Source organism: Acinetobacter sp. MYb191, from assembly GCF_037572605.1.
GTDB lineage: Bacteria > Pseudomonadota > Gammaproteobacteria > Pseudomonadales > Moraxellaceae > Acinetobacter > Acinetobacter johnsonii.
In genome coordinates this window covers 167,185-186,870 of sequence record NZ_JBBGZP010000008.1, presented here as the reverse complement: position 1 = coordinate 186,870, position 19,686 = coordinate 167,185, and the positions used below count along the sequence as shown (strand labels likewise).

Genomic DNA, 19,686 nt, shown 5'->3' with positions numbered 1-19,686 from the left:
CAGTTTAACTTGCGTTATCATAACGCTTTGCCCACTTTTACGTGCTTATTTTTCTTCATCGGCAGTGGAAAATCGCGCAATAAAAAACCACCCGAAGGTGGCTTTTTATTTTAACTTTTAAAAATTAAGTTGCCGATGGTAATGGTGGTGGTGTGCTTGGACCATCCGTTGGAGTTACATCCATCACAGGATTTTCTGCAACATATACTTTTGGTGGTTGTGGCTCACGACCTTCCATAATGTCACGAATTTGCTCGCGATCAATCGTTTCCCATTCCATCAGAGCTTTAACCATCGCATGAGCAATATCTTTATTGTTTTCCAAGATATTGCGCGCTACATGGTATTGCTCATCGATGATACGACGAACTTCAGCATCTACTTGTTGCTGTGTTGCTTCAGAAATCGTACGACTACCAATGCTGCCCATGAATGATTGCTGAGAGTCATCTTCATACACCATTACACCAAGTTTGTCAGACATACCGTACTTAGTCACCATCGCACGTGCCATTTTAGTTGCACGTTCAAAGTCGTTTGAAGCACCTGTAGACATCTGGTTGATAAAGATTTCTTCAGCAATACGACCACCAAACAAAATTGAAAGTTCATTCAACATTTTGTCTTTATAGTGGCTAGTTTGGTCATGTTCAGGCAATTGCCAAGTTACGCCCAACGCCCAACCACGCGGCATAATAGTCACTTTATGTACAGGGTCTGTGCCCGGTAGAATTTCAGCCACAATCGCATGACCAGCTTCATGATACGCGGTTGCACGACGTTCTTCTTCACGAATCACCATCGACTTACGTTCAGGGCCCATGTACAACTTGTCTTTTGCATCTTCAAAATCATGCATATCGACAGTGTTCTTGTTACGACGTGCAGCAAATAATGCAGCTTCGTTCACAAGGTTCGCCAATTGTGCACCAGAGAAGCCAGGTGTACCACGTGCAAGCACTTGTACATCGACACCTGTCACTGAAGGTAATTTCTTCATGTGAACATTTAAGATTTGCTCACGACCTTTAATGTCTGGCAGACCAACCATTACTTGACGGTCAAAACGACCCGGACGGAGTAAAGCTTTATCCAGTACATCTGCACGGTTTGTCGCAGCAATGACGATAATACCTTCATTGCCTTCAAAACCATCCATTTCCACCAACATTTGGTTCAAGGTTTGCTCACGCTCATCGTGACCACCACCCGTACCTGAACCACGATGACGACCCACAGCATCAATCTCATCAATGAAGATGATACATGGCGCATGACGTTTCGCTTGTTCAAACATGTCACGGACACGAGACGCACCCACACCCACGAACATTTCAACAAAGTCAGAACCAGAAATACTAAAGAATGGTACTTTCGCTTCGCCTGCAATTGCTTTTGCAAGTAAAGTTTTACCTGTACCCGGTGGACCCACCATTAACACGCCTTTAGGAATCGTTGCACCTAAACGTTTAAATTTTGAAGGGTCTTTTAAAAAATCAACAATTTCTACAACTTCTTGCTTTGCTTCATCACAGCCAGCGACGTCGGTAAAAGTCACTTTAATTTGGTCTTCTGCCAACATTTTTGCTTTTGACTTACCAAAACTCATTGGACCGTTTTTACCACCTGCTCCGCCACCCATGTTGCGCATAAAGAACATGAATAACAAAATGATTAAAAGTACAGGGAAGCTTGCGATCAAAAGTTGCATCAATAAACCTTGACGTGCAGGTGCAGTACCTTCAACGACAACGTTATTTTTAATCAGATTAGGCATAAGCTCTGGGTCTTGAACCGCAGGACGAATACTTTCAAACTCTGAACCGTTTGATTTTTGGCCATGAATTCGTTCGCCATCAATTGTCACTTGCTTAATTTGACCAGCATTCACCGCAGCAACAAACTCTGAATAATTCATCGCTGTCGGCTTTTCATTGCTACTGACATTACTGAAAATAAGGATCAGTACGCCCAGTATCACTAGCCACAATATGGCATTCTTGAAGAGATCGCTCAAAGCTTTATTCCCATATCAATCTAATTTGATCATGCCCTATCGGGTGACCTTAAAGTTTCTGCTGAAGATCAGCTTCGCAAAATAATAAAAAGGTACAAAATGCACAATTTTTAACGACTTGGCAAGTAAACTTTATTTGAAAGCCTTCTTACGGCCTTGCCCAACTAAGAATACTTCCTTAGATCGGGCACGTGATGCAGCAGGTTTTACTGTCTTTAACACATCAAAGTTGTCGACTACTTGCTTACGAAACTCGTCAAAGCCTGTACCTTGGAATACCTTTACAACAAATTGACCATTTGGACCGAGCACTTTCGTAGCAAAATCGATGGCCAATTCACAGAGGTAAATCTGGCGAGGTTGATCTACAGCCTTGTTACCTGAAGTATTGGGGGCCATATCTGAAATTACAACGTCTACTTTACGTCCATCTAAAATATTTAACAATTTATCGAATACTTCTTGCTCACGAAAGTCACCTTGCAAGAAGGTCACATCTGGGAGTGCATCCATTTCCAAAATATCAGATGCAACCACCAATCCTCGATCACCGACCAGCTTTCCTGCAATTTGTGACCAGCTTCCAGGTGCAGCACCCAAGTCAACCACGGTCATGCCCGGACGAATGATGTTATATTTTTCTTGAATTTCAAGTAACTTATAAGCTGCACGTGCTCGATAACCTTCTTTTTGCGCTTTTTTCACAAAATGATCATCAAGGTGCTCTCTCATCCACGCACGGCTACTTTTGGATAACTTTTGGTTGGTAATGCGTGTTGCCATATCTCTCTAAAACATTAAAATTTCTTGAACTTAATTGTACGTTAAATTCTCTAGGCTTGCAGTATACATCTGTATCCAAATCTTGGGTTTTAGTTGTTTTTTTCTATTATCTAAATCGATTATTTCCACAGAATATACAGCGTTTAATTTCGCAGTTTGTTATACTAAGCCGTTTTTAAAATTAGGTTATCTTTATGGCGACTTTATCCATTCAGGAACGCAAGCGTTTGCGTCAAATCGGTCATGCTTTAAACCCTGTGGTAATGCTTGGCGGTTCAGGTCTGACTGAAAATGTCGTTGAAGAAATTTTACGTGCTTTAAACGACCACGAATTGATTAAAGTCAAAATCGCAGGTGAAGACCGTGAAGAGCGCGCTGCAATCATTGCAGAAATTGCCTCAACTACAGGTGCAGAAATTGTACAGACCATTGGTAAAATTGCGCTGCTTTACAAAAAAGCGGCGAAACAAAATGCCAAATTGTCTAATTTAGTTCGTTTCGCTCACGCAGCAAAATAATTGTAGTTTTTTATGGCAAGTTACGAACTCAGTGCATTTGATCGTCGCTTTCAAGCTATTTCGCTTGTTGGTGCGATTGAACAACAAAGCCCATATGCTCTCAATATCGGCTTTTGGTTACGCGATCCCAATTTGTACATGCACTGGCCCGAAGTCGTGAATGCAAATCCTCGTCAAGACTTTTTGTGGGAAAACACCTGTTTTGAAGTCTTTATCGGGGTAAAAGGCGAAGATTATTATCGCGAGATCAATCTCTCCCCTTCGCAAGCTTGGCAGGCCTATCAGTTTGAGGAATATCGTTATCCTGAAGATATGCCGCCACAGATCGCTTACGATATTGAACTCAATCAATTGAAGCGTACCCACTATGGTTTAAATGTCAGCATTGATCTGACTGAATTTATGCTTCAACACAAACTCAAATGGGCTGACCTATATCTAGGTTTATCCGCGGTGTTGAATACGTCACAAGGTCAACAGTTCTATGCCATGCAGCATAGTGGCCAGCAAGCTGACTTTCACAATAAACGTGATTGGCTACATCAGTTTTAATCCAGACAAATAAACCAGAGCAATAAAAAAGTGAGGCCATGACCTCACTTTTTTATTCACTTAATCTTGAGCCTCATACAGCTAGATTACTTGCTTGAAACCTTATTCCACGCATCTAAGGTGTGTTCTTTTGAACGTTTGAAAGTTTCAGTCAACTGATCTTTATGTTTTACTGAAATTTCGCTGACATCACCTTTTAACTCTTTACCTAGTTTGGTCAAGTCATCTAACACGGCCGTAAACTCAGTTTTAACAAACTCTTTTAGTTCAGTTAAGTCTTTTTGAGAGTTCGATAACTGCCCTTTAATGGTTTCTAAGCGCAGTAAAAGATCTTGTTTAAACTGGCGGAGTTGCTCTTGCACACTGGCATTCAACTGCTTCGCTTCAGCTTCAAGCTTTTCCTTGCTTTCAACTACCGCTTCAGTGACCTGCTCTGTTGCTTCTTTCGCCACTTGCTCAAGCTTTTCAGTGCTTTCTGCAACGACTTCTTTCAACGCTGGCTTTGGTTTGGTCGCTTTGTCTTGTTCAGTCATGATGTTATTCCTGTTGTTATATATACAGCGACAGCTTAGCGTGATTCGATAAAATTTAGATTTTGATTTGTTAGACAATTATTTGTTGTTACATTTTTCCTTACAAAACTCTAGAACAGCTTTCGCTACAAAATAAAAGCACTTTATCTTGTTAATTCCATCTTATTGGCATGGACTTTGTTAGTGAAGTTGCGTATAGTGCCATGTTAAGTTCAAGCGAGCAGACATAGGGAGGGTAGGTTTTTAGATAGCCTTCCTTTTTTTTCGTCTACTCGCTTTTTTACAGCCTAAATTTCAGGAGCTTTGGTTTGAGCACCCCAGCAATTTTAGCCCTTGCCGATGGTACGATCTTTAAAGGAACGTCTATTGGTGCATCGGGTAGTACGACTGGTGAAGTCGTTTTCAACACTGCCATGACTGGCTATCAAGAAATTTTGACTGACCCGAGTTATGCACAGCAACTTGTGACTTTAACTTACCCTCATATCGGTAACACAGGTTGTAATGATGAAGACGCTGAGTCAGGTCGAATTCATAAAGTGTGGGCAAACGGATTAATCATTCGTGACCTACCTTTATTGCATAGCAACTTCCGATCAACGCAATCTTTAGGCGAATACTTAAAAGAACATAATGTTGTCGCAATTGCAGATATTGATACGCGTAAATTAACCCGTATTTTGCGTGACAAAGGTGCGCAAAATGGTTGCATCCTTGCTGGTGAAAATATTACTGAAGAGCAGGCTTTAGAAAAAGCACGCGCATTTGGTGGTTTAAATGGTTTAGACCTAGCGAAAGAATGCTGTGACCCAACTGGTTTCGAATGGACAGAAGGTTCTTGGGTATTAGGCAAAGGCTTCACACAACCTGAACTTAAATTCCATGTTGTTGCATACGACTACGGTGTCAAAACCAACATCTTACGTATGCTTGCAGACCGCGGTTGTAAACTCACTGTCGTGCCTGCACAAACTCCTGCTGCTGACGTGCTTGCATTGAATCCAGATGGCGTGTTTTTATCGAACGGCCCTGGCGACCCAGCTGCATGTGACTACGCAATTGAAGCTGTAAAAACAATTGTAGAAGACGCTCGCAACCTACCCGTCTTTGGTATTTGCTTGGGTCACCAAATTCTTGCACTTGCCTCAGGTGCAAAAACGGTGAAAATGCCGCATGGCCACCACGGTGCTAACCACCCTGTTCAAAACATGGAAACAGGCACAGTGATGATTACTTCTCAAAACCACGGCTTCGCAGTGGATGCAGAAACACTTCCTGCAAACTTGAAAGCTACGCACAAGTCTTTGTTCGATCAAACTCTTCAAGGGATTCATCGTACAGACAAACCAGCGTTCAGCTTCCAAGGTCACCCTGAAGCAAGCCCTGGTCCGCATGACTGCGCACCATTATTCGATCATTTCATCGAACTTATCGAAGCATCTAAGAAGTAATTAAGGAAGCGATCATGGCTAAACGTACAGACATTAAAAGTATCTTAATTATTGGTGCAGGTCCGATTGTCATCGGGCAGGCATGTGAGTTTGACTACTCAGGTGCGCAAGCGTGTAAGGCTCTTCGTGAAGAAGGCTACCGTGTTATTTTGGTGAACTCTAACCCAGCCACCATTATGACCGACCCTGCGATGGCAGACGCAACATATATCGAGCCAATCACTTGGCAGACTGTTGCACAAATCATTGAAAAAGAGCGTCCAGATGCTGTCCTTCCAACAATGGGTGGTCAAACAGCATTGAACTGTGCGCTCGCACTCGATGCCAACGGTATTTTAGAAAAATACAATGTTGAATTGATTGGTGCGACTAAAGAAGCGATTGAAAAAGCTGAAGACCGTAAACTGTTTGATGAAGCAATGCGTAAAATTGGTCTTGAATGTCCAAAAGCTGCGATTGCTGAAAACATGGAAGAAGCTTTAGAGATTCAAGCACGCTTCGGCTTCCCTGTGATTATCCGTCCGTCATTCACGATGGGTGGTTCAGGTGGCGGTATCGCTTATAACAAAGAAGAATTCCTTGAAATCTGTGAACGCGGTTTCGATCTTTCTCCAACCAAACAATTATTGATTGATGAATCTTTAATTGGTTGGAAAGAATACGAGATGGAAGTTGTTCGTGACAAAAACGACAACTGTATTATCGTTTGTGCGATCGAAAACTTTGACCCAATGGGCGTGCACACAGGTGACTCAATCACTGTTGCTCCTGCGCAAACATTGACAGACAAAGAATATCAATTGATGCGTAATGCATCTTTAGCAGTTCTTCGTGAAATTGGTGTGGAAACAGGTGGTTCTAACGTTCAGTTCGGTATCTGTCCAGATACTGGTCGTATGGTAATCATCGAGATGAACCCGCGTGTATCGCGTTCATCTGCCCTTGCATCAAAAGCAACTGGTTTCCCGATTGCAAAAATTGCCGCGAAACTGGCTGTTGGTTATACCCTTGATGAATTAAAAAATGACATCACGGGCGGAACGACTCCTGCTTCATTCGAACCTGCGATTGACTACGTGGTAACAAAAATTCCACGTTTCAACTTTGAAAAATTCCCACAAGCAGACGCAACACTGACCACACAGATGAAGTCTGTGGGTGAAGTGATGGCCATTGGTCGTAACTTCCAAGAGTCTGTAAACAAAGCACTTCGTGGTCTTGAAGTGGGTGCGTGTGGTTTTGATGAAAAAATCGCAGTAGGTACTGAAGGCGCGAAAGAAAAGATCTTGGTTGAACTTAAAGTTCCGGGTCCAGAGCGTATTTGGTATGTGGCTGATGCATTCCGTCATGGTTTCACCTTAGAAGACGTGTTCCAAGCGACGAAAATCGATAAATGGTTCTTGATCCAAATCGAAGACATCATCAAAACTGAAAATGTAATCAAAACTTTAGGTTTTGGTGATCTAAACGCAGACAACATCCGTTCGTTCAAACGTAAAGGTTTATCTGACCTTCGCATCGCGAACTTGATGGGTATTTCACAAAAACAATTCCGTAAGCACCGTTGGAACTTGGGCGTGACTCCAGTTTACAAACGTGTGGATACTTGTGCAGCAGAATTCGAATCTGACACTGCCTACATGTACTCAACTTACGATGATGAGTGTGAATCAAACCCATCTGATAAAGATAAGATCATGGTGATCGGTGGTGGTCCTAACCGTATTGGTCAAGGTATCGAATTCGATTACTGCTGTGTGCACGCGGCGCTTGCAATGCGTGAAGATGGTTTTGAGACCATCATGGTGAACTGTAACCCTGAAACAGTTTCAACAGATTACGACACTTCAGATCGCTTGTACTTCGAACCAATCACTTTGGAAGATGTACTTGAAATCGTACGTACTGAAAAGCCAAAAGGCATTATCGTGCAGTACGGTGGTCAAACTCCGCTTAAATTGGCTCGTGCTTTAGAAGAAGCAGGTGCGCCAATTATCGGTACATCACCAGATGCGATTGACCGCGCAGAAGACCGTGAACGTTTCCAACAAATGATTCAACGTCTACAACTTCGTCAGCCAAACAACAGCATTGTAAAATCTGCTGAAGAAGGTATGGCGGAAGCATCGAAAGTCGGCTACCCACTTGTGGTACGTCCTTCTTATGTACTCGGTGGTCGTGCGATGGAAATCGTATACAACGACGACGAACTTAAACGCTACTTACGTGATGCGGTTCAAGCATCAAATGAAGCGCCAGTTCTTCTTGACCGTTTCTTAGATGATGCGATCGAAGTTGACGTAGACTGTGTATCTGACGGTAAAGACGTTGTGATTGGCGGTATTATGCAGCACATTGAACAAGCAGGGATTCACTCAGGTGACTCAGCATGTTCGATTCCTCCATACTCGCTCTCAGTTGAAATCCAAGACGAAATGCGTCGTCAAACTGTTGCTATGGCAAAAGAGCTTGGCGTTGTTGGTTTAATGAACGTACAGTTCGCAGTCAAAGGCGAAGACGTTTACATCCTAGAAGTGAACCCACGTGCGTCTCGTACTGTGCCATTCGTTTCTAAATGTATTGGTGAGTCTTTAGCGAAAGTTGCTGCGCGTTGTATGGCGGGCCAGTCTTTAGAATCTCAAGGATTTACTAAAGAAATCATCCCGACTCACTTCTCTGTAAAAGAAGCGGTGTTCCCGTTCAACAAGTTCCCGGGTGTTGACCCTATTCTTGGCCCTGAGATGAAATCTACAGGCGAAGTAATGGGTGTTGGTAAAACATTTGGTGAAGCATTCTACAAAGCTGTGTTAGGCTCAAATGAACGCGTACCAGGTCTTCCTACAGAGGGCGAAGTGAAGCATGCATTTATCTCTGTGCGTGATTCAGACAAGCCTCGTGCTGTTGGTATAGCTAAGCAACTGGTAGGCTTTGGCTTCAAAGTACTTGCGACTGGCGGTACTTATGAGTTCATTAAAGCTGCAGGTATTGAGTGTGAACGTGTAAATAAAGTCACTGAAGGCCGTCCTAATATCGTGGACCGCTTGAAAAATGGCGAAGTTCACCTCATTATCAATACAACTGAAGGCAAACAAGCTCAACAAGATTCGTTCTCGATTCGTCGTTCAGCGCTTCAAGCGAAAGTGTATAACACTACGACCTTGAACGGTGCTGATGCTGTATGCCAAGCTTTTGCAATTCAATTGCCAATGGATGTATACCGTTTGCAAGATTTACAAACTGTAGGTTAATTCGTTTACCGAGAAGTCCCGTCACCTCTCGGTGGCGGGCTTTTTTCATTTATAAACCTATATTTTTTACACTCACAGACTTGAGGGACAACAATGCAACGTTATCCTATGACTCCCCAAGGCAAATTAGCCTTAGAGAAAGAATTACATCAATTAAAAAGTATTGAACGTCCACGTATTATTGCGGCAATTGCTGAAGCACGTGAGCACGGGGATTTAAAAGAAAATGCGGAATACCATGCTGCGCGTGAGCAACAAGGTTTCTGTGAAGGTCGTGTTCAAGACATCGAAGGTAAATTGGGTGCGGCTCAAGTGATCGATGTAAAAGAACTTGAACAAAATGGTCGTGTGGTTTTTGGGGTGACAGTCACTATCGAAAACTTAGACACCGAAGAACAAAAGACCTATATGATCGTGGGTGATGACGAAGCTGATTTTAAAATCAATAAAATTTCAGTGAACTCCCCTATCGCACGTGGCCTTTTGGGCAAAAGCGAAGGCGACGAAGTAAAAATTCAAACCCCTCAGGGTGAAGTTGAATACGAAATTGTAAAAGTTGCATATATCTAAGTTTCTTTGATATTTACAGCTGTAAGAACCCCTCGATTGAGGGGTTTTTTGTTTTTATATTTTCCCAAATACCTTTCCTTTGCCTCTCATTATGTAAATAGCCACAGATTTTGTAGACACCTTTTAGTCCAAAAATGGACGTGGGGAATTTCACTCCAAGAATGAGATAGATTTAAGGTATTCATTTCCCCTCTTTTTCAAAGCAAGACTTTTATTTGTTATAATTTCTCACACTCTCCAACGCTGTCTTTTTATGTCTGAGCCCCTGATTAATTCTCCTGTCAAACACTGGTGTGAGTTTGAGTTCATCTCTAAAACGGTGAAAAATCCGAATATTCACATTAAAGGGAATTACTCTTACTATTCAGCGTATTGGGATCAAGGTTTTGAACGTTGTGTCGTGCGTTATTTACATGATAAACCCTCGACCGTAGATAAACCGATTGATCAGCTCTATATCGGCAACTTCGTTTGTTTTGGGGCAGAATGCGTCATTATGATGGGTGGTAACCAACTACATCGTACTGACTGGATTTCAGCTTTTCCTTTTGATACACGTAGTTTTATTCCCGCAGGTGATACCATCATTGGAGATGGCTGCTGGATTGGCTCTCGTGCCATGATTATGCAAGGTGTGCAGTTAGGTGAAGGCGCAGTAGTGGCAACGGGTGCTGTCGTGACCAAAGATGTTCCACCCTATGCCGTTGTGGGTGGTGTACCTGCCCAAATTATTAAATATCGCTTTCCCGAAGCAGACATCCAAAAACTGCTTTCCCTTAAGTTATACGACTTAGATGAAAAGCAGATTTTAAAAATGCGTGAACAAATGCAAACTGATGATGTTAATCAATTAATTCTGTATCTAAAAAATCACTTTGACTCTTCAAACTTAGACTTAACAAATTCTAATATAGAGAAATCTGGTTTAGCTTGATTAGAATGTTCAGCAGGATTCAATTTAAATGCATCTAAGTTTGTATCCAATAATTTTACTTTAAGCTCATCTGCGCCCTTAACGCCTAATTTTTCTAATTGTTCAATCTCGGTTCTATAACGTTCATATGATTTAGCTAAAGCTTCTTTATGAGAATATTCTTGTTCAAGCTTAGAGAACCTATTTAAATTAATGTTAGCTATCGTAGCAATCCAAATTAAGGGCGCATTGATTGTGACTTTAAAAAGAATTTTATAAAGTTCCATATTTTTAAAATCAGCTTCATCAAATAGCCAAATGTTAAATCCAAACATAAAAATTACCGCGGAAATAAATACACCTAGGCTAATCAAACGTGCAGTATTCGCTTCTTTACGTTTAATAACAAAACCTCCCGCTAAGCCCGCTTCACTTGATAAATCAATAGTTGCCTTTGCTTGTATTTCAATCTGCTTTAAATTATCCAACCGGTCTTCTAATTCTTGTTTTAATGATGTAATTTCCTTCACTTCATCACCAAAAACTTTTAAGTAAAATTGATCTAGCTTTTTTAATCTCTCATCAATAAGCTTACTTTTTGTACTTCCCTCTTCATCCTCTACAAAATATTCATTCCACAAATCGGATATTCTTTCTAATTTTGAATCTAACTCCTCAAAAAGATTTTCACCACTTTCGTTCTCTTTCTCAAAAAGTTCTCTATATTTTTCTTCAATTTTATCAATTTAAGCCGAGAGTTTTTTTACTGGAATTACACCACTTTCATCTACTTCAAAAAGTTCAGAATATTTATCTAAAATTTGCTGTTTCCGACTTTCAAGATCATTTATGATTTCATCCGAAGTGAAGGCTAAGATACGATCATATTGAGATTCACCATTTTCATTCTGCTGAAATCTATTTTCTAGTTCAGCTATCATATCGAGACAATTTTCAATTCTATTCTTTAATTGTAAAGTCTGATCACATTCATTTTTTAATAATTGTTGTTTATCTCTGATCTTATCAAGTTCTTCTTGAAGTAGTTTACCTACCGTGAATGATCTATTTGTTAGATCTCTTAAATCTGCACGAAGAGAATATTTTGCTCCTAATGAATCATTTAATTCACCTAACTCTTTCAACATATGTTTTAAACGTGCTTCATCTTTACTTTTAAGTTCAAATATCCCCATTAGAAAACCCTTTTTTTAAATGTTTACAAAATCTTATTGTTAGATTACTTATTATACGAATACTTTGTTAGTGCATAAACAGCAACTCCATAAAAGTAATTTTTAAAATTACCTGCACCATTTTTAGTCGATTTATCTTTTCCATTATATTCATAAGCTATTCATAAATATAAGCTATTTTTTAGACAAAGCCTATGTTTCTTAAACGCTACATTTACATTCAACTTTAGTGTTAAATTGATTATTATTCACACGCTTTTGTGCTAATTTAGAAGTGAGAAATTAGCATTTCATATGCAAATATCCATATGAATTTACTAGGTTTTATTCTTTAAAAAATACAGCTAATATCAAGGTATAAGCTGTATTTAACCCGTGATACATTAGAACAGAAATCTGCACGTATAATCAGTTGATAATAAGGAGAAACAACCATGGCATACCAAAACATTTTAGTCCCTGTAGACGGTTCAGAAACATCATATGCAGCAGTTGCGCAAGCAGCTGAACTTGCTAAAGCATTTGGCGGTAAAATTACAGTCGTTCAAGTACTTGCACTTGACCCTTACATTGCAGCTGAATACATTTCTGCAACTCAAACCAATGACTTAATTGAACGTGCGCGTACTTCAGTTTTGAAAACACTTGAGGAAGCAGCAGCTAAATTTAGCGATCTGGGTATTCCTGTTGAAGCAAAACTACTGGAAGGTCAGGTGGTGCACCGTGAAATTATCAGAGAAGCTGAAACATCTAAAGCAGACCTGATTGTGATCGGCTCTCATGGTCGTACAGGTTTAAAACGTTTATTCCTAGGCAGTGTTGCACAAAGTGTTTTAGGTGAAGCGCACATTCCTGTTTTAGTTGTTCGTCAGTAATACATCGAGTGCTCTACTTCCACTGAGGTAGAGCATTTCTATTTTAAATATTCCACTGAAACTCTTTCATTTTTACTTTGTCCCCAATCACTAAAATACCTTCCGCCATAAGTAACTGTGCTTGAATGTTCTGTCCCTGATCATTCAGTTTACTTAGGCTAATTTTTCCTTGTGAGTTGATTACCCGATACCAAGGCAAAGTACTGTCTACATCCATATGTTTTAGCACATAGCCCACTAAACGCGAATGTTTGGGAATGCCTGCTAAACGTGCAATTTGTCCATAACTGGCTACCCGCCCATAAGGAATCTGAGCGATCACCTGAAAAATCATCGGTGCCAGTTCTTTGACTATCGATTCTGCCATTTCAAATGTGCCCTATTTTAATTATTCCATAATGACATCATTATATGATTCAAATAAACCCTCTCATTCATTCTAAAAAGCCCCAATACAGGGGGCTTCTTGATTGAGCAAATCACTAAAAATTATCAGGACTTTCCAGACGTTTTACTTCCTGAACTCGCTCAGGGTTATGCACAGCAGCAATGCCATCATCTGCTTTAACATCGATCAATGCTTCAGGCTGATAGACAGTAATCGTCTCAAAACCCTGTGCATCTTCACCAATAATATACTTAAAGCCTTTACGGTTCATTTTATTACACAGACGTTGATACCAGCCTTTAAAACCCGTCTTTTCTTCATTCGGGTTGTAGTAAAACGCATTCATTACAGCTGGTAATCCTAGACCGCAGACCATGCCTGAGAGCAACACGGCGATAAAAGTATAACCAATCAAAATACTGCTGTATTCACTTAACTCAGGCACGTTGGCTACCGCTAAGATCAATGCTAAGGAGATCCCTCCACGCACTCCCCCCCATGACAAAATCGCCAAACTTCCGTTATAACTTTTCTTACGGAAAGAGGGAAAAAAGGCAAAAGATAAATAGTTCGCTGCAAAACGTGAAGCATGCAGAATAATAAAAGCGACGATGCCGCCAAAAATCAGACTAAAGCTGAGATCTAAAATAAACAGTTCCAAGCCAATTAAGGTGAATAAGAACGAGTTAATAATCCCTTCAACCGTATGCCAAAAATGGTTTACTTCCCGTATTTCGCGCTCTTGTAAAATTTCTTTCCATTTGTTCCCTACAATCAAACCACCGATGACGCAAGCAATCGGTGCTGAAGCATGGGCAAACAGTGCAACCAAGTACGAACCGCAAGCCAAGAGTGCTGTGGTCAAAATGAGAGACTCCATTTCGTGCTTACCACGCAGCAGTCGCAAGATCCCTAAACCAAAGGCCCAACCAATAATGACGGCGACAAAAATTTCATAGAGCAAGGTCTGCAACACGCCCATGACGGTAAAGTTTTCACCTTGTAAGACGTTTAAGAGCGTCATAAACAAGGCAATACACATGGCATCATTAAACAGTGATTCGCCTTCGAGCTTGACCATTAAATGATGTGGTGCACGTACCGAACTGAGTACGCCTTTGATCCCAATCGGGTCCGTTGCACCCAATGCAGCCCCCAACAGCAAAAGCACCAATAAATCGACATGCTGCCCAATAATGAACTGATAACCGTAGAGCACCACCCCAAAGAACACGGCGCACAGTACCAACGCAATACTGGCTAAAATGCTGATCGGCTTCCAATAACTACGTAAATCTGAGACTTTGAACTTCAGTGCCGACGAGGTCAAAATGAAGCAAATCACGCCATTGATTAAAAAGTCATAAAAATCAATGTGACGAACCGCTTCTTCAATGTTGTGAATATTGATGGTAATAAACTGATTACCACTCAGCAGGCTCGCACCCCACTGTAAAATAAAGACAAAAATGGCAGAAACGATGGGTACGCCAATGGCTTGAGGAAAACCTAAAATGCGTTTATTGAAAATAGTCGTTGCAATGGATAATGCAAAAATAACGGTAAAAACTTGTAGAAAAAAATAATTTCCCATTGAACTTCCAAATTGGGCGGTTGGGGAGACGGCGGCTTTCAGTGCTGATATATGGAATAAAAGTTCATTTCATACACATTGATGCTCGAAATATTTTAATCATTTTTCAGTTCAACACCCGAAAAAAATAATTTTTTTAACATTTCTCCTGATGATGAATTAACATAGCGTATATGCATGTTTTTTATGCGTGAACTTTCCCTTTGGCCAAGTTTGATCTCCTATGCAATTCACTTTTAAAACCATCTTTCGGGTGTTCTTCGCACTGATTATTTTCCTGACCACCTTTGCGTTGTTTCTGACCTGCTTTGCAAAAACCAAAGAAATTTTACAAGCCGAGCAAACTTTTGCCTCAGCACAAAGTTTTAAAATGAACTCTCGTCCCGATCAAACACTGGTTCTACTTTCAAACAATAAAGCACCCGATGATCATATTTATTTGCATGTGGCCAATCAGGGTTATATCGCCAAACTCAGCTGTGATCACTATTTAACCGACATTTGTGTAGATGACTACAACGAACAACATACCCGCCAAATTCAGTCAATTGAACTACTCAAAGCAGGGCAATTTAACTACATTCAGCAAGTGAGTTATCTCGATACACGGACACAAGATGTTAAAACATTGCGTTATACGCCTGAGCAAATTCAGCAGTTTTACCGTGCGGATATGAGCAACTTAAAATATGTGGTGTTTGGGGTGTTGTTATTTGCCTGTATTGCGTTATATGTGAGTGTCCGTATTGCTCGAAACTTTAAGCAGTTCTTAAACCGCTAGAATGCATTGGTTAAAAAAAAGAGGCGATCAATCGCCTCTTTTTTTATAGCTTAAATGGCTTGATTAAAGGTATCGCAACTTTCAACTTGCCCCGACTTAAAGCCCGTGCCAAACCAAGTCATACGCTGTTGACTGGTTCCATGGGTAAAGCTATCAGGGACCACTTGCCCTGTTGCCCGCTTTTGTAGGTAATCATCACCAATCTTATGTGCCGCATCCATCGCTTCTTCAACATCGCCTTGCTCTAAGAACTGGGTCCGTTGATTGTTATGATGCGCCCATACCCCCGCTAAACAGTCAGCTTGTAACTCTTGACGTACCGATAAAGCATTTCCTTGCGCTTTTGAGCCCTGTGCACGAGCCTTTTGTACTTGTTCAGAAATCCCTAAAATGGTTTGAATATGATGTCCAACCTCATGTGCCACCACATAAGCCTGAGCAAAGTCACCCGCTTGATCTTGGCGCGCCAACTCCGTTTGGTTTTGCTCACCGCCAATACCCATTTGAGTCCGCATGTCTTTAAAGAAAGCGGTGTCGATATACACCTTCTGATCTGCTGGACAGTAAAACGGCCCCATTGCAGACTGAGCAGTACCACAACCCGAATTGATCACCCCTGAAAACATCACCAACTTCGGTGGAACATATTGTTGTCCCAATTGCTGTTGGAAAATTTGACTCCATGTGTCTTCAGTGTCGGCCAGTACCGTACCGACAAAGTCCATCGCTTCCTGCTGATCAGGCGTTGGGTTATCCAAACCTTGAGTTTCTGCCGCTCCAGTTTGTGCGGTCACTTGTTTAGTGGCTTGGTAGGCTTGCTGCGGATCGACACCTAGAAACTTCCATGCCACAAAGGCCACGATCAGCCCTAAAATACTGATGCCACCCGCCTTGACACCGCCACCACCGCGACGATCCTCGACATTGCTACTGACACGACGTCCCTTCCAACGCATAGCACTCTTCCTTCTTTTAATTCATGCTGACCCGATCCATTTTATGCCTTTTTTGAACTTGGCCAAACTTTTTTAATCAAGCTCACAATAGCCAATACAATCAAACCAGCCACAAAACCAATCACTAAGTTAATCAGTGTTGGGGTTAATGCCCCCACAATGCTGCCCACAGTTGGAATATGTTCAGCATAATCCACTGAACCTTCAGTGAAATGATGCAATAAAGGCACGCCGTGGGAAATAATGCCACCACCCACTAAAAACATCGCGATAGTGCCCACGATGGTTAAAGTCTTCATCAGTTTTGGTGCAAAAGCCAATAAACCACGGCCAATCGTTTGCTTAAATGAAGAGGCTTGCTGAGTTAGATACAGCCCTAAATCATCAATTTTGACAATCATCGCCACAAAACCATACACACCGACGGTCATTAAAATGGCAATTACAGACAACACCATGACTTTGGTTGAAAAAGTTGCAGCAGCCACAGTCCCCAGTGAAATCACCACAATTTCTGCCGACAAAATAAAGTCGGTACGAATCGCGCCTTTGACCTTATCTTTCTCAAAAGTCGCCATATCCGTTTCAATCGCAGTTAATTCTTGGCTGGCTTCTTCTTCAGTTTTGGCTTTTTTGTGATGCAAACTGTGCAGGACTTTTTCTACCCCTTCATAACATAGAAATAAACCACCAATCATCAACAATGGCGTGATCAGCCACGGCGCAACTACACTAATCAACAACGCAGCAGGGACTAAAATCAATTTATTAACAAAAGAGCCTTTTGCCACAGCCCAAACCACAGGCAGCTCACGGTCAGTACGAACCCCACTCACCTGCTGTGCATTGAGTGCTAAATCATCCCCCAAAACACCCGCCGTTTTTTTTGCCGCCATTTTACTCATGACCGCAACGTCATCTAATATCGTGGCAATATCATCTAGTAATATTAATAAGCTACTCGCCATTTATTTTTATCCATCTTGAGAATTCTGACATTTTAATCTGTGATCTCAGCTTTTGAATATTTGTTTTTTGAAATTTAACTGATTTTATAATTTTTTCACTGCAGTTTTTTTAAGACTGACATTGAAAAAGATTATGCCGTACAATGTCTGCATTCTTTGAAAATAGCATGTCGCTACGACGACTTTGGAAATAGATAATGAGTAATCAAGACAACCGTCCTGTTATTTTGACAGGCGACCGTCCAACGGGACAACTTCATTTAGGGCACTTTGTCGGATCTTTACGTTCACGTGTGGGTTTGCAGGATTCACACCATCAGCATTTATTATTGGCCGATGCGCAAGCCTTTACTGACAATGCAGATAACTTTGAAAAAGTTCGCCGCAATATTCTTGAAGTTGCCACAGATTACTTAGCAGTCGGGATCGACCCAACCAAAACCACCATTTGCGTGCAGTCGAGCTTACCCGCACTGAATGAACTCACCATGTTGTATCTCAACTTTGTGACCGTGTCTCGTTTAGAACGTAACCCAACCATCAAGTCTGAAATTCAGATGCGTGGTTTCGAACGAGATATTCCAGCTGGTTTCTTATGCTACCCAGTTGCACAAGCAGCAGATATCACCGCATTTAAAGCAACTGTTGTACCTGTAGGTGAAGACCAGATTCCAATGATCGAACAGACCAATGAAATCGTACGTCGCTTAAATCGTCAGATTGGTCAGGAATTACTACCTGAGTGTAAGGCTCTGCTTTCCAATATGAGCCGCTTACCTGGCTTTGATGGTAAAGCCAAAATGTCGAAATCTTTAGGCAATACCATTGTGTTGGATGCAACTGATAAAGACATTAAAAAAGCTGTTAATGCGATGTACACCGACCCGAACCACCTGCGTGTTGAAGACCCAGGTCAGGTTGAAGGTAATATCGTATTTACGTATTTAGATGCGTTTGATCCAAACAAAGAAGAAGTTGAAGAACTGAAAGCACATTACCGCCGTGGCGGTTTAGGCGATGGTACGGTGAAAAAACGTCTTGAAGGCGTATTGAAAGAGCTGATCACGCCAATTCGTGAACGCCGTATGGAACTTGCGAAAGATCCTGATTACATCATGGATATTTTGAAGACAGGTACAGATAAATGTCGTGATATCACTCAACAGACTCTAGATGAAGTTAAATCAGGTTTAGGGGTGTTTCATTTCTAATCCGTTCTTAAACTAATGCGCTTCTTTAAAGCCTTTCTCACTGAGAAAGGCTTTTTTAATCGCGAAATAAACACGAATAAGCTACATGCATCTCAAAAACTGACATTTAGTGTCGTTTGTTAACCTAAATTTACAGTAATTAACGTGAATACTCATGAAATAAGAACGCGCAGACCTTATGATGAGTTCATAGCTTAGATTAACCCTGAGATATAACATTTCTCCTTTTTACCGAAACTGTGTAACAACAGATTCGTAGTTCTACGCAATGAATACCCCAATCATTGCGTATTTTTTTGTCTAAAATTTATCAAATCCCAATTAAACTGCTCTCTCCTTACGTGCCAACAAACTTAGACATTCTGTTTTTTGAATGCTATGCTAAAGCCCAATTTCAATACAATTCTTTTTAAAAATTTACACTTAACTGATAACAGCATAAAAATAGAGAACCTTTAGAATGTGGGAATTATTTACTCACCCATCCAATTTAATTTTTAGTATTTGCCTCAGTCTGATGTTTTTATTGGGACTGCTCGAATTGATTTTATTGGTGTTAGGCGGCGGCTCACAAGGCCTACTTGACCAATTCCTACCTGATGACCTAGGCAGTACTAAAGACGTCGACATTGCACTAGATGTCGATCAAGGTTGGCTCAATGCCCTGCTGGATTGGTTGTTTATCGGCCGTGGTCCTCTCTTGGTTTGGCTGATTATCTTCCTCACCCTGTATAGCTTAAGTGGCTTTATTCTACAGTCCATTCTTCAAACTTGGACCGGGAGCTATTGGAGTGCATGGATCATGGCACCTCTTTGCCTCGTACTTTCGATGCCTATGATTCGTTACAGCGCCATGCTGATTGCCAAAATTTTGCCACAAGATGAAACCACAGCAATTTACAGTGAAGAGCTGATTGGACGAACAGCACTGATTATTTTAGGAGAGGCTAAAGTTAACTCACCTGCTCAAGCACGAGTTCAAGATCAGTTCGGGCAAACGCATTATGTACTGGTTGAACCTGAAACAGACCTTCATTTTTCTCAAGGTCAAGAAGTCATTTTGACTCAAAAAACCAAGATTGGCTTTAAAGCCATTTCACTTTAATTCTTTCATTTTGTACTTATAACTTTA

19 protein-coding genes are annotated in these 19,686 nt (G+C 41.1%); 10 read left to right on the top strand and 9 right to left on the bottom strand.

Going from position 1 to position 19,686, the window contains the following annotated elements; translation table 11 throughout:
• Positions 1-124: 124 nt before the first annotated feature.
• On the bottom strand, positions 125-2,017 hold the full coding sequence (gene ftsH / locus WH214_RS04070; protein ID WP_004695609.1) for an ATP-dependent zinc metalloprotease FtsH: 1,893 nt from the start codon (positions 2,015-2,017) through the stop codon (positions 125-127).
• A 132-nt stretch (positions 2,018-2,149) separates the two neighbouring features.
• Positions 2,150-2,800, bottom strand: a complete 651-nt coding sequence (gene rlmE, locus WH214_RS04065; protein WP_004695608.1) for a 23S rRNA (uridine(2552)-2'-O)-methyltransferase RlmE — start codon at positions 2,798-2,800, stop codon at positions 2,150-2,152.
• 194 nt (positions 2,801-2,994) lie between these two features.
• On the opposite strand from rlmE, the gene yhbY reads away from it, so the two are divergent.
• Both yhbY and WH214_RS04055 read left to right on the top strand, forming a co-directional pair.
• Positions 2,995-3,318: a ribosome assembly RNA-binding protein YhbY gene (yhbY, locus tag WH214_RS04060; RefSeq protein ID WP_004982701.1), complete on the top strand. Its 324-nt coding sequence runs from the start codon at positions 2,995-2,997 to the stop codon at positions 3,316-3,318.
• A 12-nt stretch (positions 3,319-3,330) separates the two neighbouring features.
• Positions 3,331-3,870, top strand: a complete 540-nt coding sequence (locus WH214_RS04055) for a DOMON-like domain-containing protein (protein ID WP_005400429.1) — start codon at positions 3,331-3,333, stop codon at positions 3,868-3,870.
• Between the two features lie 86 nt (positions 3,871-3,956).
• Here WH214_RS04055 and WH214_RS04050 read toward each other — a convergent pair whose 3' ends face one another.
• Positions 3,957-4,403 carry a hypothetical protein gene (locus WH214_RS04050; protein WP_039890026.1) on the bottom strand — a complete coding sequence of 149 codons (447 nt, stop codon included), beginning with the start codon at positions 4,401-4,403 and terminating at the stop codon, positions 3,957-3,959.
• Between the two features lie 308 nt (positions 4,404-4,711).
• On the opposite strand from WH214_RS04050, the gene carA reads away from it, so the two are divergent.
• From carA to WH214_RS04030, 4 genes are all read left to right on the top strand, one after another.
• Positions 4,712-5,854, top strand: coding sequence for a glutamine-hydrolyzing carbamoyl-phosphate synthase small subunit (carA, locus tag WH214_RS04045; RefSeq protein ID WP_004695603.1), 1,143 nt, complete (start codon positions 4,712-4,714; stop codon positions 5,852-5,854).
• A gap of 14 nt (positions 5,855-5,868) precedes the next feature.
• Positions 5,869-9,102 (top strand): carbamoyl-phosphate synthase large subunit, encoded by a 3,234-nt coding sequence (carB, locus tag WH214_RS04040; protein WP_004982705.1) that lies wholly within the window; start codon positions 5,869-5,871, stop codon positions 9,100-9,102.
• Between the two features lie 93 nt (positions 9,103-9,195).
• Complete coding sequence (greA, locus tag WH214_RS04035; RefSeq protein WP_004695598.1) at positions 9,196-9,672, top strand: transcription elongation factor GreA; 477 nt, start codon at positions 9,196-9,198, stop codon at positions 9,670-9,672.
• A 253-nt stretch (positions 9,673-9,925) separates the two neighbouring features.
• Positions 9,926-10,606 (top strand): CatB-related O-acetyltransferase, encoded by a 681-nt coding sequence (locus tag WH214_RS04030; RefSeq protein ID WP_004982707.1) that lies wholly within the window; start codon positions 9,926-9,928, stop codon positions 10,604-10,606.
• Here the strand turns inward: WH214_RS04030 and WH214_RS04025 are convergent.
• Positions 10,543-11,226, bottom strand: coding sequence for a hypothetical protein (locus WH214_RS04025; RefSeq protein WP_339422341.1), 684 nt, complete (start codon positions 11,224-11,226; stop codon positions 10,543-10,545). The two genes, WH214_RS04030 and WH214_RS04025, sit on opposite strands and share 64 nt — an antisense overlap.
• Positions 11,227-11,331: 105 nt before the next feature.
• Positions 11,332-11,781 (bottom strand): hypothetical protein, encoded by a 450-nt coding sequence (locus tag WH214_RS04020; protein WP_339422340.1) that lies wholly within the window; start codon positions 11,779-11,781, stop codon positions 11,332-11,334.
• Between the two features lie 434 nt (positions 11,782-12,215).
• Between WH214_RS04020 and WH214_RS04015 the strand changes: the two genes are divergently transcribed.
• Entirely contained in the window at positions 12,216-12,656 is a 441-nt protein-coding gene (locus WH214_RS04015) for a universal stress protein (protein ID WP_004982711.1), read from the top strand.
• A gap of 43 nt (positions 12,657-12,699) precedes the next feature.
• Here WH214_RS04015 and WH214_RS04010 read toward each other — a convergent pair whose 3' ends face one another.
• The gene (locus WH214_RS04010; RefSeq protein WP_004982714.1) at positions 12,700-13,023 is read right to left on the bottom strand and encodes an MGMT family protein; all 324 of its coding nucleotides are present in this window, start codon (positions 13,021-13,023) and stop codon (positions 12,700-12,702) included.
• 115 nt (positions 13,024-13,138) lie between these two features.
• Positions 13,139-14,638, bottom strand: coding sequence for a cation:proton antiporter (locus WH214_RS04005; RefSeq protein ID WP_078425320.1), 1,500 nt, complete (start codon positions 14,636-14,638; stop codon positions 13,139-13,141).
• 223 nt (positions 14,639-14,861) lie between these two features.
• Here WH214_RS04005 and WH214_RS04000 point away from each other — a divergent pair, with 223 nt between their 5' ends.
• Positions 14,862-15,419: a hypothetical protein gene (locus tag WH214_RS04000; RefSeq protein WP_004982721.1), complete on the top strand. Its 558-nt coding sequence runs from the start codon at positions 14,862-14,864 to the stop codon at positions 15,417-15,419.
• Between the two features lie 50 nt (positions 15,420-15,469).
• Here WH214_RS04000 and ypfJ read toward each other — a convergent pair whose 3' ends face one another.
• Together ypfJ and WH214_RS03990 are read right to left on the bottom strand one after the other, a co-directional pair.
• Positions 15,470-16,375 carry a KPN_02809 family neutral zinc metallopeptidase gene (ypfJ, locus tag WH214_RS03995; protein ID WP_004695581.1) on the bottom strand — a complete coding sequence of 302 codons (906 nt, stop codon included), beginning with the start codon at positions 16,373-16,375 and terminating at the stop codon, positions 15,470-15,472.
• A 41-nt stretch (positions 16,376-16,416) separates the two neighbouring features.
• Entirely contained in the window at positions 16,417-17,343 is a 927-nt protein-coding gene (locus WH214_RS03990) for a DUF808 domain-containing protein (protein ID WP_004695578.1), read from the bottom strand.
• A gap of 197 nt (positions 17,344-17,540) precedes the next feature.
• Here WH214_RS03990 and trpS point away from each other — a divergent pair, with 197 nt between their 5' ends.
• Together trpS and WH214_RS03980 are read left to right on the top strand one after the other, a co-directional pair.
• The gene (gene trpS / locus WH214_RS03985) at positions 17,541-18,554 is read left to right on the top strand and encodes a tryptophan--tRNA ligase (RefSeq protein ID WP_004695576.1); all 1,014 of its coding nucleotides are present in this window, start codon (positions 17,541-17,543) and stop codon (positions 18,552-18,554) included.
• Between the two features lie 460 nt (positions 18,555-19,014).
• Positions 19,015-19,659, top strand: coding sequence for a YqiJ family protein (locus WH214_RS03980; RefSeq protein WP_339992896.1), 645 nt, complete (start codon positions 19,015-19,017; stop codon positions 19,657-19,659).
• The last annotated feature ends 27 nt before the right edge of the window (positions 19,660-19,686 follow it).

Excerpts from the sequence above, each read along its gene's own strand:
- rlmE (WP_004695608.1), bottom strand. The coding sequence starts at position 2,800 with ATGGCAACACGCATTACCAACCAAAAGTTATCCAAAAGTAGCCGTGCG.
- yhbY (WP_004982701.1), top strand. The coding sequence starts at position 2,995 with ATGGCGACTTTATCCATTCAGGAACGCAAGCGTTTGCGTCAAATCGGT.
- WH214_RS04055 (WP_005400429.1), top strand. The coding sequence starts at position 3,331 with ATGGCAAGTTACGAACTCAGTGCATTTGATCGTCGCTTTCAAGCTATT.
- WH214_RS04050 (WP_039890026.1), bottom strand. The coding sequence starts at position 4,403 with ATGACTGAACAAGACAAAGCGACCAAACCAAAGCCAGCGTTGAAAGAA.
- carB (WP_004982705.1), top strand. The coding sequence starts at position 5,869 with ATGGCTAAACGTACAGACATTAAAAGTATCTTAATTATTGGTGCAGGT.
- greA (WP_004695598.1), top strand. The coding sequence starts at position 9,196 with ATGCAACGTTATCCTATGACTCCCCAAGGCAAATTAGCCTTAGAGAAA.
- WH214_RS04030 (WP_004982707.1), top strand. The coding sequence starts at position 9,926 with ATGTCTGAGCCCCTGATTAATTCTCCTGTCAAACACTGGTGTGAGTTT.
- WH214_RS04020 (WP_339422340.1), bottom strand. The coding sequence starts at position 11,781 with ATGGGGATATTTGAACTTAAAAGTAAAGATGAAGCACGTTTAAAACAT.
- WH214_RS04015 (WP_004982711.1), top strand. The coding sequence starts at position 12,216 with ATGGCATACCAAAACATTTTAGTCCCTGTAGACGGTTCAGAAACATCA.
- WH214_RS04010 (WP_004982714.1), bottom strand. The coding sequence starts at position 13,023 with ATGGCAGAATCGATAGTCAAAGAACTGGCACCGATGATTTTTCAGGTG.
- WH214_RS04005 (WP_078425320.1), bottom strand. The coding sequence starts at position 14,638 with ATGGGAAATTATTTTTTTCTACAAGTTTTTACCGTTATTTTTGCATTA.
- WH214_RS04000 (WP_004982721.1), top strand. The coding sequence starts at position 14,862 with ATGCAATTCACTTTTAAAACCATCTTTCGGGTGTTCTTCGCACTGATT.
- ypfJ (WP_004695581.1), bottom strand. The coding sequence starts at position 16,375 with ATGCGTTGGAAGGGACGTCGTGTCAGTAGCAATGTCGAGGATCGTCGC.
- WH214_RS03990 (WP_004695578.1), bottom strand. The coding sequence starts at position 17,343 with ATGGCGAGTAGCTTATTAATATTACTAGATGATATTGCCACGATATTA.
- trpS (WP_004695576.1), top strand. The coding sequence starts at position 17,541 with ATGAGTAATCAAGACAACCGTCCTGTTATTTTGACAGGCGACCGTCCA.
- WH214_RS03980 (WP_339992896.1), top strand. The coding sequence starts at position 19,015 with ATGTGGGAATTATTTACTCACCCATCCAATTTAATTTTTAGTATTTGC.